We start from the raw sequence: 13260 nt of genomic DNA on the forward strand, positions 1-13260 counted from the left end.
GGTTAAGAAATTCGCTTACGGATTCTGCTAAGTGCTTGCGGGGTAATGCCAATATAGGAAGCGATATACTTCAGCGGTATCTGTTTAATGAGTTGGGGTTGTTCTAAAAATAGTTTCAGGTAACGCTGCTCGGCGGTATCATTTAAGAGAGATAGCTCTCGTTTTGATTTTTTTAGAAATAAATCTTCACTGGCATGCCGGCCAATGGTATTCCCAATTTCAGTTTCTTTATAAACGATTTGCAGGTCATCATAGGAGATGCGCCAAAGAATGGTTTTTTCTAAAGTTTGAACATGGTACGCAGAAGCTTGCTGGGTAAGAAAAGAATCGTAAGCACTTACAAAACCATCATCAAAAACAAAGGTAAAGGTCAGGTCGTTTTCTTCCTTTGGCAGGTAAAACCGGATAATGCCTTTTTCTACAAAAGACAGGTGTTTCTCAATTTGTCCGGTTTTTAAAAGCAGATGCTTTTTTGGATATTCACAGCGTTCTATTTTTGATGAAAATGCCTTCCAATCCTGATCACTCATTTTTAAATTCTTTTCAAAATATTTTCTGATTTGTTCCATGGTTTTTGATCATATGCCACCCATTGTGACTTCAGCCTATAAAGTGATGTTTGCTGCAATTGAATTATAAGCTACAAAAAACGGCAATTGTCTATAGAATCTAACATCAAATTAAACAAATATAAATTATACAAGATTTTATTAACTTTACTACACCTTTTTGAAAAATTTGTAATTTTCTTTCAGGAGTAATGAATGAGTAAAATAGAAAAATTAAACATTGAATTAGATATTGAGCGAGTTTCGCGCATCCCTTCTGTGGCAAATATCCTGGAGGTAGCATGTGAAATTACGGGAATGGGATTTGCAGCAATTGCCCGGGTAACCGAAAATTCATGGGTTGCCTGTGCAACGAATGATAAAATTGATTTTGGTTTGGAGGTTGGGGGAGCACTTCAACTCGAAACTACGATATGCAATGAAATTATGTACCATCACCAGGTGGTTGCTATTGATCATGTTGATGAAGATCCGGTTTATAAAGATCATCATACTCCCAAATTATATGGCTTACAAAGTTATATCTCCGTTCCTGTTATATTAAGAAATGGTGATTTTTTTGGTACGCTTTGTGCCATTGACAGGGTTCCGAATCAGGTTAATAATTCAAAAGTAATTAAGACTTTTACGCTCTTCGCCGAACTGATTGGATTTCATTTAGATTCACAAGATGAACTTGCTGAAAGTAAGCGGGTGCTTAAGATTGAAAAGCGCAGTGCTGAAACCAGAGAACAATTTATTGCCATGTTGGGGCATGATCTTCGAAACCCGGTAAATGCCATTTCTAATGCGGTACAACTTCAGCTTCGGAGTGATCTTGATGAGCGCAATAAACGTTTGGCAGTCATTATCCGCGATGCGACTACACGTACAAAGGGATTAATTGATAATATTCTTGATTTTGCGAGTGGCAGACTCGGCGGAGGAATTAAGCTCAATTATGAGAACCAGCTCAGTTTGGATGAAATGATTGATCAGGTTATTGTAGAGTTGCGCATGGCCTGGCCTGATATTGAAATTACCAAAAACATTGCCTTATCTTCAGGGTTAAGGGCAGACTACAAGCGAATTGCTCAATTACTCTCTAATGTGTTGGGTAATGCCATTACTCATGGAGAAAAAGGCAAGCCCATCAGGGTGATGATGAATGAGTCTGCTGATGGTAAAAAATTAATTGTTTCAAACTCCGGCATACCAATACCAACCCATATTCTGCCGCATTTGTTTAAGCCGTTTTCGAGAGGGAAAGTGAAACCAGGGCAAGAGGGCCTGGGCTTAGGGCTTTATATTGCGAAAGAAATTGCATTGGCACATGGTGGTGCAATCAGTGTTGAATCTAATGTAGAAGCTACATCTTTTATTATCCTGCTTCCTCATTAATCTCTGGTTAAAATTGGTGGCAGGTTGCTTCAACACATTAGTGAGGTAGACTTTAATCTATACACCAAGATGCCAGATGATCATCTACTGATGGTTTTTGAGATAAATTTTAAATGTAGTGCCATTTCCAGGTGTACTATCCACTACAATTTTTCCTCCTGAAAGGTTAACAATTTCCCTTACCAGATGAAGTCCAACGCCTGTGCCTTCCACATCATGTGAAATTCTTTCGTATTTTGTAAATATTTTATCTGTATCCTCTTTATTAATTCCCCTGCCATTATCTGCAACCGAGATAACAAAAAAATCATCTTCTGTAAAAGTTTTAATGATGATTTCCGGGTTACGTTGCTTATCTCTATACTTGATAGAATTACTAATTAAATTATAAAGCACACTTCGAAGTTTCCGGCGTACAAATAAAATTTCTGAATAGGTTATATACCAGCGGATAGAAGCTTTTGATTCTAAAATCTGCGGAGCAAGCGTGAGCCGAACATCTTCTAGAACCTGTTCAATATCCAGTAGTTCTTCTACAGATTTATAATGTTGATCCGTTTTTCGAGAATCTGTTAAGTCAGTAACAATTCCTTTAATTTTATGAAGGCCATTTTCTATTTTTTCAAGCAAAGCCGGGAATTTTATCATTCCTTTCTCTGGCGTTTTCTTGAGCATTTCGATGGTTAAGGTTAAGCTGGTTAATGGCGTTTTAATATCATGTGAAATGGTATCTAATAGAAGTTCATGTTCCATAATCAATTTTTCCTGTTCTTTCAGGTCACGAATCCTAAGGGTAATATCTACAAAAGTAATGATCACACCATTGTTTTTATCTTCTTTCTGCACCAGATATGGTAAAATGTTCATCTGGTACCAACGCATATCTATAGTTTGAATTTCTTTTTCCAGAAGCTCACCCGTTTTAATCACATGTTCGATATTCTCAATGATGGTAGGAAAGCGAAAGTTATCTTTTATCTCTGTAATTGATTTTCCAATATCCTGATGATGAAGCTTAAACTGCTTCATAGCAGGAGGTGTAAATTTTCTCAGGATTAGATTGGCATCTACAAATAGCTGAGGAATAATGGTATTACGGAAGTAATTTTCCAGCTCATCATTTAGTTCGATAAGGGCATTAATTTGCTGATTTTTACTTTGCATAGAGGCTGTTAACGTAGATATATTAACTACAAGATAATAAAAAATGGTTTAGCCAGATGTATCTATATATTTATATCCTATTTATTACATAGAATAAATTTTGCATAAAACAGTATGTTATTAAATAACTAAAGATTTAAAGTATTAATTAAATCAGGATAGAGCAGGATGGAAAACTTAACTATGAATACTGGTCCGAATTTTATTTAGAAAAAAATCAAGCTCAAAAGGCTTTTGTATAAATGCATCAGCTTTGCAACCTGTACTTACCTGTTCTAAACTGGCATGTGCACTCATAATAATAATTGGGATATGATCTTGCAAACTTTCAGACCTTAACTGATTGCAAACCTCTAAGCCAGATCCATCTGGTAGCATTACATCTAAAATAAAAAGATCTGGCAATTCCCTAATGTCTCTACTCATGAAATCATTTACATTTTCAAAAGAAACTACTTCATAATCTTCATATACCAGAATCCACTCTACCACTTCCCGAATATCCCTATCGTCTTCTAGTACAAAAATTTTAGCCATATGATTATTAAATTATAATAACAACAATTTGATTGTTTAGTTTGAAAATAAACCAAATTTTATTAAGCATTTTACAATTTTCATCAATTATCTGATCATTATACGGCCTGATAATGAATCATTTATTGAGGCCATAAAATCATTGGGCTTAATAAAAACTATTAATACAGTATTTATCAAACCCAATGCATTCAAATCAGTTAGATGTGATCTCTGTAACTATTTTTTCTTTTTAGCAAGATAGGTGATTAACAGTGTGCCGACTACAGCAGCTACCACTACTTTTTTGGCTAAACCACCAGCGTTGTATTTCAATTCTGCTTTAATGCCACGTTCTGCCAGGATATTTGGAAAAACGCCCTTGCCCAGATCTTCAATAATTCCTTCCCAGGCATTAATCCTATCAGCAAGAATTAAAGAAATCCAGTGGCGGTAGCGATCTTCACTATGTTTAAAGGCATAACGTCTGATGATTCCGCTCAGGCCTGACGGTGGAACAGTTGTGCCAAATACCACCGGGTTAACTGGTCGCTCAATTGATTTAAGCAATTCAATTTCTACAGGTTGTTGCGGAGAACGTTCATAATTTAACCGGTTATGGTCGTCGCCAGTGTAATTTTTCATCGGGTAGGTGGGTTCATTATCAGGATCAATATCCATTCCCCACCCGGGGATTTGCCGGTAATCTATATTGGTGTTTTCCGTTTTCATAAGTGTTTTGATTAAGGTATAAGTACAGTCTTGATGCATTCATCAAGTTTTGAAGAGAAGATATGATAGGCATCAGATACTTCCTGCAATGGAACGCGGTGAGTGATTAGCCCCTTTGGATTTAACCTTCCAGATTGAACATGATCAATTAACTTGGGTAAAAGGCGTTTAACCGAAGCCTGATTAGCCCGCAAGGTGATGCCTTTATTCAGGATGTTCCCGATTGGAGCAAAATTAAACGGCGGACCATATACACCTACAACTGAAACAATTCCACCCTTTTTTACTGAATTGACTGCCCATTGAAATGCAGTAGCAGAACCGGCTTGCATTAGTGTTACTTTACCTGTAAAGGTTTGCAGGGCATTGCCTTCTGCTTCACAACCCACACAATCAATACATACATCTGCACCGTACCAATCTGTAATGCTTTTAATAAAAACCACCGGATCATCCATTGATTTAAAATTATAGGCTTCGCATTTAGCGTAGTTTTTCGCGAACTCCAATCTGTAATCAATATGATCGATAATAATTACCCTTGATGGTCCGAAAAACCAGGCACACCTGGCAGCCATAATGCCAATTGGACCTGCTCCAAATACCACAACGGTATCGCCCTCTTTAATTCCGCCCATTTCTGCTGCCTGATAACCTGTAGGTACTACATCAGTTAGTAAAACAGCATCATCCGGATCCATATCTGCCGGGATCACTGTAGGACCAACATTGGCATAAGGCACTCTTACGTATTCTGCCTGTCCGCCATCAAAGCCTCCCGCTGTATGAGAATAGCCAAATATGCTCCCTACTGCGGTAGCCATGGCATTTGATTCATGGCAATTTCCGTAAAGGCCCTGCTTGCAAAAATTACATTTGCCGCAGGCAATGTTAAAGGGTACTAACACCTGATCGCCAATTTTTACATTGGTTACCAATGGACCTGTTTCTACGATAACGCCTGTAAATTCATGCCCAAATACGGAGCCAACCCGGGTATCGGGTACCATTCCATGGTAAAGGTGAAGATCTGATCCGCAGATACATGTTCGGGTTACACGTACAATTGCATCTTCAGGATGTAGGATCTCTGGCATTGGACGCTGTTCTGCCCGGACCCTAAACGGGCCTCTGTAATTCATTGCTAACATAATTTATGGTTTAGTTTTACAGGTAAATATTTTTGGTTGTATGAATAAGATGATGTTCAACCCTTGGTAATGTAATAAGAACAAGGTTTAGCAGATTGAAGTTTAGTTTAAAATCAATTTGTGTATTTAACACTGATTTATCTTTAACTGGGTGGATAATTATTTACTGATTTTAATATACCGGTTCATTGCACTATCCCTTTGTGGAGAAAGGTGCCTTAGGCGGATAGGGACTGTTTTTCAGCTGCGCTGGCTTGCCTTGGCTACCGATAATCGGTACAGCTGCGCTGCCGCCGAAGGGCTTCTTCTTTATCCTTGATGATAAAGAAGCAAACAATCAAGGCTTGGATCTGATGTTGGATAAATTCGTTAAAGCTTAATTTCGGAGGCACAAGTTCCGACGAAGGGTCGGAAAGGGTGTGCTGCCTTGGGTAATGGTGGTGTGAAAGTTTTTACAGAAGCTTTAACGTTTTCTCCTTCCATCATTTCCCAGGCCGGATAGCAGGGTGGAAATAGTAGGTGCAGATTTCAAAGCGCTAATCCAGACGTGTAGCAACCTTCCCATCCTGCTGTTATTCATAGCGTAGTGAAGAATCCCTGCAGTTTAATCTACTAACTTCATTCTGCACAGAAACTTTTAAGCAGGATAGCACGTGCCGTAAGGCGAATGAGGGAGAACTTCCTATAAAAACTGACGAAGTTCTCCCACCTTAAATGGCCTTTGAAACTTCGTAAGTTAATGTTTGATTTTATGATATGCGTTTCGATAAATCTTGTTTTTATCGTCCTTTCTCTTTCAGGGGAAAGGTGCCGACAGGCGGATAGGGTGGCTACTGCATATTGATTATTTTTTTATTTCTTTTAGAAGGGTGGTTCCATGCGGTGTGCTAAAAGGAGTAAATGATTATCTAACTTCAGATTTAAAGCTTTCTCATTTTCATCTTTGCTTATAAAGAGATTAGATAGAATCAGAAAGTATTTGCGCTGAACTTTAATAAAACCTGATGAACAATTGATTGTTATTAACCTATATACCTAAGAGATATGGAAGAGCAAGAAAGAAATAACGAGAATTTGAATGACCCAAAATCCACACAATCGCCAGATCGGTCAAATATGCCTGATAACCAGGTTCCGCGCCACCGCAGTAATGAAAACAGCAAAATTAATGAGGTACAAAGCGATGCTGAATTTTTAAGCCGTGAAGTTGGGGAAGGTGATTTTGGATCGGAAGAAGCCCGGGCAGATCCTGAAAAAGGAAATCAGGGAGAGGCTGGCAATATGCCAAATACCGCTAATAAAGATGCACCTGAATAATCTAATTTTCGAAACATTTGCCTGCTAAATTATATTAGGTAATACTGTTTGTGTTGATCATTATTTAATCTTAAATCAAATAATTAGTCATGAAATGAATATAAAGAGGCTGGAAATATTCCTTTCATGATTAACTGAGTTAACTGCGTTCTAAATACACAGTATAATTTATTAAATCAATAACACATTGATTTAATAAATTATACTGATAAGGCGCATATAAAAAAATACTTTTTAAGATCATGTTTTTAGTAAAAATGGGCATCATTTTTTGCTTTAACATTTAAGGTCTTAGCGTATATGGCTTTACTCATTCGCAAAAAGATATTGTATCTTACGAGTCATCACCTATTTAAATATGCAAAATATAGTTCAGCACTTACAGGACGAAATCAGTTCCCTGAAAGAACTGATCAAATACACGGCAATTCATCAACAAGAGAAGGATCGTCTTCAAAAGGAATACCAGCTCAGTCAAAATCGATTCCGAACCATTTTTGAGCAATCTAGTTTAGGAAACAAAATTATTGATCATCACCTGCGGATCATCAAGATAAATCAGGCATTGGTTGATATTTTAGGCTATACTCATGAAGAATTGCAGGGTAAAAAGATAACAGATTTATCGGTAGGTAAATTCAAGGCTGACTGGAAAAAACTGCAAAATATGCTGTGGACTACTGATTTGCCTTCTTTTAGTATTGATACATGTTTAATTAAAAAGGATAATACATCGGTATGGGTACATGTAACTACTATATTGATTGAAGATAAATCTAAAATGTTGGGATATACCATTATAGAGGATATCTCGGAAAGAAAAGAGCTAGAGCGATTACGAAATTTGGTTATGCAGCAAGAGCAAAAACAGCACATTGCAGAAGTGATTCTTAATGCCCAGGAAGAGGAGCGGAGGAGAATTGCAGAAAGCTTGCACCATGGCCTGGGACAGGTATTATTTGGTGTTAAGTTGAGTTTAAGTAAGATAAAATTTGATGTTGAAAATGAGCGCCAAAGTAATGAAAGTGCCCTACAATATGCTATGAATCTGTTAGATGATTCGATATTTGAATGCAGACGAATTTCGCATGACCTGATCCCATCATTACTTGAAGGAATGGGTTTAAAAGCAGCAGTAGAAGGTCTTTGCCTCCAGTTGAGCAATACCCTTAAGTTTTATTGCACCATTCAGGGATTGCAAGAACGGAATAATCCAGCTATTGAAACCGCCATATACAGGATGATTCAGGAATTGATGATGAATATTATAAAACATGCAGGAGCAAGTTTTGCACGTATTAGTATAAAAGAGCATATTGATCAGATACATGTTGAGGTTGAAGATAACGGCAAAGGATTTGAAATTGTTGATTTCCCAAACACCGGGATTGGCTTGCAAACTATTCGCTACAAAGTTAACCTCTTAGGTGGTCAACTAAATATCACTTCTACACCTGGTAAGGGCACTCAAATCATCATCATTATTCCAAAACAGGTTAACTAAGAAATATCTTTATTTTAAGAATGTATTTATAGCCAATACCTATAACCTTGATAATACACCCCTATATTTTTATAAAAAACAAAGAGAGCAGACTTCGATATTAATCAGGTTATAGCAATATATTTAAATCAATCAGTTATTTTAAACGGCTAACATGTTTGAAATTTGTTGCTTTAATTTGTGGTATTCAAAGGGCTTAAACATAATGGCATCAGCTTTATTTACTACAGCATAAGCCTGACTCTCTAACATGGCTGTAATCAACAAAATTGGAATATGCTTAGTTAACTTGTTTTCTTTTAAAGCATTGCATAAATCCCTACCATCACAGGTATTTAAAATGATATCCATCAGAATCAGGTCAGGACCAAATGTTTGGATGGTATCAATTAGTAAATCTGCTTCATTTATGCAGGCTACTTCATAATACTGATCTTCTAATATTAACTGGATAACCTCAGCATTGCTTAAGTCATTTTCTACTACAAGTATCTTAGCCATACGTGCCAATTTAATATTACAATAATAATGCTTTTATTTTTGATAGAAAAGGCGATTGATCAACTTGCGTATTTCTTTTTCTTAATTTAGGTATTTATCATTGCATTTTGGCTATTGCCAAATTAATACAGGTAATGAGTTTGAAAGGAAAAGATTAATTGGGTGCTTTAATTTAGAAAACCGTTAGTTACTGCAAACCTGATTAGCGCAGCTGTATTTTTAGAACCTGTTTTATCAATAAGCATCTGTCGGTGACCTTCTATGGTACGCTTGCTTAGAAATAGCTTGTCTGCCATTTGTTGATTCGTGTAGCCATCTGCCAGCAAATGTAAAACTTCAATCTCCCTCAGGGTTAAATCAACCTGTTGGCTTGTCAGCTTGCTTTGCATAGATATGGTACCAATGAGCTTATCTAAAAGTTTTTGGGTGAGTTCTATACATAAGTATTTATTGTTACTTGAAACGGTTTTTAAAGCAAATATCAATTCATCCTCTGTTACATTTTTTAATAGATAACCATAGCAACCTTCCTGAAAGGCCTGTGCAACATATTTTTCGTTATCAATCATTGATAAGATGATTACTTTTACTGAAGGGTATAAGGTTTTTAAGGCCTTTATTAATTCAATCCCATCCAGATTTTGCATATTGATGTCAGTAATTACAATATCAGGAACCATACCCGAAGCCATCAAATCTAATACACCCTGTCCGCTACTGCTTTCTCCTATCACTTCAACCCACGATTGATATTCCAACAATAGCTTAATGCCATTTCTAACTATAATATGGTCTTCTGCTAGTATAATTTTTAACATCATTTAGGAGGTAATGATTTTTGTATTTATCTATGATATTTGTTAAGTTTTTTTATGAAAAATGTTATACTATCAGTTAATATGACATCTTTTAAAATAGCTGATAGAGTGCGCAAGTTAATTATTTTAACACAGGGCGAAATACATGTTTTGTGCCGTATTTAACGCAATTGCTAATGCTTTTTACATTTGAAGTTATATAAATGAAATTTGGATAGAAAGCCAAATTAAACTTTATAGGCTTTAGAACTTATAAAATTCTATGTTAATTTTCAAGTGAATATTATTTTTCACTTTTGTTTACTAAAATAAGGTACTGAACCAGCCTGCATCGCGTACTTATACAATCTGTATTCATACGCTATTTTCTTTAACCAAAATAGCTTATCTTATCTTTTCTGACTTTTGTGAAGCGTATAAATCATGTCCAATATTTTTTATACCTTATCTAGAATATATTTAAACTGCTCATCTCATTTTACTGCTTATAAAGAGCTTATTTACACGCCTATCTTAGAGGTTCTTGCTACTCTTTTAACAATTCCTAATTTTATCCAGCCAAATGTCTCTATCTTATTAAGATAAAATATTATTTGATACTAAAATATGATATCAAAGTTTAGTGTGTGATGAATAATCAAATATTCAAATTTTTCTACATGCATTTGATGTGATATGATTTGGTGATGTAATTGTTCAAATTCTGCCCCTAACTTGTTGGGTTCCTCAATATATTGTATGTTTTCTCCTTTCAAATATAATCTCTCATTAACCATAAAAATCGAAAATTTTCCTCTTGTTTTATTTTTTATTGTAGTTGAATAGTGCATTAAGAGTACTGTAAGAGGAATTAGTACACACGTATCCACCTTCAAGTTTTCGATTTCTTTTTCAATTATCAAATGAAGTGGGGCTTGTTGGGGATGCATCATTTGATCCATCTCGATCAGATTCTTAACTTGTACTAAATTTTTCGCTAAATCAGATCCCTTTGCATCCTCCTGATCCATATAATATCTTACTAAGTTGGTAGAATATAGGGATAGTAAAGCAAGATGATCATCCTGACTGGCAAGTTTTAAATAAATAAAATTTAAACAACTAAACAAATGGTGCATGTTGAGCTGCGTATAAAGCAAATCCTGCCGGCATTTATTTAAACGGTGATGGCCTTTTGATATTGATAGCTGGTGGTTAAAGTAAGAAGCTAATAATAGCTCTCTTTGATGCCTTTCTTTAATAAACCGGATTAAATAACAATAGCCCATTGCGCATAAAATAAAAAACATTCCACGATAAAGGTAACCTGAAAATATTCTTAGACTAATGATAAATAAATGATGGTCCACTCCACCTAATAAAGGAATGCCATCATCAATCAGGGTTTTAATCACGATATAAACCATTAAACTAAGTATCACACCAATAAGAATCCGCCACCACTGATGATGATCTGCACGCCAGGCCCAGTATAAAATTATCCAGGCAAAAGCATAGAAAAAGGTAATATTTGCAGCAGTATGAACAAGCAAAGGAATGAAATCTGGAGTTTGGAGTTTCAGCCCTATCAGCAGTAAATTTTCATAAAATATAAAAACCAGCCAGCATATTACATGAATGCTAAAGTGTTTAACATGTATCGATATTGGTCTCGTTGCCTTCATATTTATTTTAGTATAGTTAATATGCCATCTGGTCATTATTAATCTTATTTAGTCGCCAATTCTATTAGGTTAGTGTAGGAAATTAGCCATACCATTTCCATTCTAATCATTTAAATTTTAACACTATGAAAAAAGTAATGCCTATTTTAAAAGCGAAGACAGTTTTTGTTTTTAAATCAAGAAAAAATGATTTTTCCAAACCATCAACAGATACTGGTATCACGACGAGTGTATTAACCACAACCTGATTCTATTGATGTTTAGGGTAGATCTTCAAAAACCGGTTTATGACCGGTTTTTGAGTACCTTCTGCTGGATGTAATTAAAAAAGGCTACTCGATAATGCGGACTAATCGGAGCCCTGTAATCTTTGTGCAGACAAACTAAATTGGCAGATACATTCTTTATCGCATTTAACCTAATAATGTGAGACTTATGTATTCTCATAAATCGCTGATCATTTTTAAGATCAGTAATCACCCTGCTAATCCCAGCATTGGCAATATAGTCTCCATTATCTGTAAAAATATGAACCTGATTTTTCTCTGCACTAAATAAAATAATACTTGTTATTTCTAATCTCAAATATTGACCTTTTACGCCGGCCAATATGTATATCGCATCATCAGTCAGATTAACTTTTGGCTTGAAATCTGTAGTATGATAAAGTTTAAGTTGATTAATCTGGCTAATTACATTGGTCAAATTTGTTTTCATAAGCGGTTTAATCAGGTACTGCATGGCATTTAGTTGAAATGCCTTTAAAGCGTATTCCTGATAGGCTGTAACAAAAACAATAAACTTTACTTTTCCCTTAATTCGTTCAGCAAGCTCCAAACCAGAAAGTAAAGGCATGTTAATATCAAGAAAAGCAATATCTACCATCTCATCCTGCTGAAGAATTTCAGCCAGAGCAAGTACTGGATTAGTAAAACTTTTTGTTAAAACAAGTCCTTCCTGATCACTAATAAGTATAGATAATGCATTGAGTGCCTCACGATCATCATCTACAATAGTACAATTTAATATTTCATCCATGAATAAATATTTGAAAGCGTGAGGGATGTTTATTAAACAGGGAGATCCATTTCAGCGAAACCTTTCTTCAGCAGATAAGCATCTTTAATGGGTGGTTAAATTTAAAAATTAAACCATGTTTTACAAAAGATGCATCGTAAAGGTGCTTTTAAGTTATGGGAATAAGCTTAAAATTTGCTGTTTTAACTCATAAAAGCAGCTGTTTTTTAAAGCGTTTGTCCTCTTAATGTTATTCCTCAAAGATACAATATGCCTGTTGGTACTTACAAAGTCGTATTCAGATATGCACGTCAAAAATCTGAGTAAAAAAACAGCGAATTTTGGTTCAGGCAATCAAAGATGATGTGAATTGCCATTTACGAGAGTGAAAAATCTCAGATTAAAATAGAAAGGAGGGAATAAAAAATTAAGAGAAAATCGGATGAAACAGGACAAGGTCAATGTACATCACCTGGAAATTAAAGATTAAACTTCAAATTAAACATGACCATGAATTTAAAAAAAATGACTTTAGGCCTTGTAGCCCTTGTGGGGTTCGGCCTTTTAATCACATTGAATGCTTTTACCACATTTTCTAAACAGAATTTTAACTATTGGCAATATGATTCTAGAAAATTAAGCGACATTAGGGAAGGTGCAAGCTATAGCCCAATTCCAGCTCCAGATGCGGCTCCTTGCGAAAGTGGTTCTGATCTGCCTTGCGTATTGAAGGTTGATGCCAGTATAGATACTCAGGATAAGCTCAATACTTATCTTCATGATAGGGCAACTTTTCCTACTTCTGGTGATATTACCAATGCAGCGATGTATAAAAAAGAAGCCGAGTAATTTAGTTTTTAGTTGTTGATTAGAATGCCATCCGAATTTTTGATTGCTTTTAGGCTCTTCATTATTTATCGGATGGCA

General features: G+C 35.6%; 13 protein-coding genes. 4 read left to right on the forward strand and 9 right to left on the reverse strand.

Translation table 11 applies throughout. From position 1 onward, the window contains the following. Nucleotides 1-2: 2 nt before the first annotated feature. Nucleotides 3-569: a Crp/Fnr family transcriptional regulator gene (locus tag AN34_RS06895; RefSeq protein ID WP_029283638.1), complete on the reverse strand. Its 567-nt coding sequence runs from the start codon at nt 567-569 to the stop codon at nt 3-5. A gap of 195 nt (nt 570-764) precedes the next feature. Between AN34_RS06895 and AN34_RS06900 the strand changes: the two genes are divergently transcribed. After that, on the forward strand, nt 765-1949 hold the full coding sequence (locus AN34_RS06900) for a GAF domain-containing sensor histidine kinase (RefSeq protein ID WP_029283640.1): 1185 nt from the start codon (nt 765-767) through the stop codon (nt 1947-1949). Nucleotides 1950-2033: 84 nt separating this feature from the next. On the opposite strand, the gene AN34_RS06905 is transcribed toward AN34_RS06900, so the two are convergent. The 4 genes from AN34_RS06905 to AN34_RS06920 form a co-directional block, all read right to left on the reverse strand. Continuing rightward, nucleotides 2034-3113 carry an ATP-binding protein gene (locus AN34_RS06905; protein ID WP_029283643.1) on the reverse strand — a complete coding sequence of 360 codons (1080 nt, stop codon included), beginning with the start codon at nt 3111-3113 and terminating at the stop codon, nt 2034-2036. Nucleotides 3114-3290: 177 nt separating this feature from the next. Next, nucleotides 3291-3650, reverse strand: a complete 360-nt coding sequence (locus AN34_RS06910) for a response regulator transcription factor (RefSeq protein ID WP_029283645.1) — start codon at nt 3648-3650, stop codon at nt 3291-3293. Between the two features lie 219 nt (nt 3651-3869). Beyond that, nucleotides 3870-4361 carry a hypothetical protein gene (locus AN34_RS06915; RefSeq protein WP_029283647.1) on the reverse strand — a complete coding sequence of 164 codons (492 nt, stop codon included), beginning with the start codon at nt 4359-4361 and terminating at the stop codon, nt 3870-3872. 11 nt (nt 4362-4372) lie between these two features. After that, the gene (locus tag AN34_RS06920) at nt 4373-5503 is read right to left on the reverse strand and encodes a zinc-dependent alcohol dehydrogenase (protein WP_231625496.1); all 1131 of its coding nucleotides are present in this window, start codon (nt 5501-5503) and stop codon (nt 4373-4375) included. Nucleotides 5504-6556: 1053 nt separating this feature from the next. Here AN34_RS06920 and AN34_RS06925 point away from each other — a divergent pair. Together AN34_RS06925 and AN34_RS06930 are read left to right on the forward strand one after the other, a co-directional pair. Then, complete coding sequence (locus tag AN34_RS06925) at nt 6557-6829, forward strand: hypothetical protein (RefSeq protein ID WP_029283651.1); 273 nt, start codon at nt 6557-6559, stop codon at nt 6827-6829. Nucleotides 6830-7187: 358 nt separating this feature from the next. Continuing rightward, entirely contained in the window at nt 7188-8333 is a 1146-nt protein-coding gene (locus AN34_RS06930) for a PAS domain-containing sensor histidine kinase (RefSeq protein WP_029283653.1), read from the forward strand. A 141-nt stretch (nt 8334-8474) separates the two neighbouring features. On the opposite strand, the gene AN34_RS06935 is transcribed toward AN34_RS06930, so the two are convergent. The 4 genes from AN34_RS06935 to AN34_RS06950 form a co-directional block, all read right to left on the reverse strand. Next, the gene (locus tag AN34_RS06935) at nt 8475-8834 is read right to left on the reverse strand and encodes a PleD family two-component system response regulator (protein WP_029283655.1); all 360 of its coding nucleotides are present in this window, start codon (nt 8832-8834) and stop codon (nt 8475-8477) included. A gap of 167 nt (nt 8835-9001) precedes the next feature. After that, a complete protein-coding gene (locus AN34_RS06940) occupies nt 9002-9655 on the reverse strand; it encodes a response regulator transcription factor (RefSeq protein ID WP_231625497.1) in 654 nt (217 codons plus the stop codon). A 596-nt stretch (nt 9656-10251) separates the two neighbouring features. Next, complete coding sequence (locus AN34_RS06945; protein ID WP_157263225.1) at nt 10252-11046, reverse strand: hypothetical protein; 795 nt, start codon at nt 11044-11046, stop codon at nt 10252-10254. Between the two features lie 555 nt (nt 11047-11601). Further along, nucleotides 11602-12354 (reverse strand): LytTR family DNA-binding domain-containing protein, encoded by a 753-nt coding sequence (locus AN34_RS06950; protein ID WP_051666297.1) that lies wholly within the window; start codon nt 12352-12354, stop codon nt 11602-11604. 489 nt (nt 12355-12843) lie between these two features. Between AN34_RS06950 and AN34_RS06955 the strand changes: the two genes are divergently transcribed. After that, entirely contained in the window at nt 12844-13182 is a 339-nt protein-coding gene (locus AN34_RS06955; protein ID WP_157263228.1) for a hypothetical protein, read from the forward strand. Nucleotides 13183-13260 lie beyond the last annotated feature (78 nt).

Source organism: Pedobacter sp. R20-19, assembly GCF_000708265.2.
GTDB lineage: Bacteria > Bacteroidota > Bacteroidia > Sphingobacteriales > Sphingobacteriaceae > Pedobacter.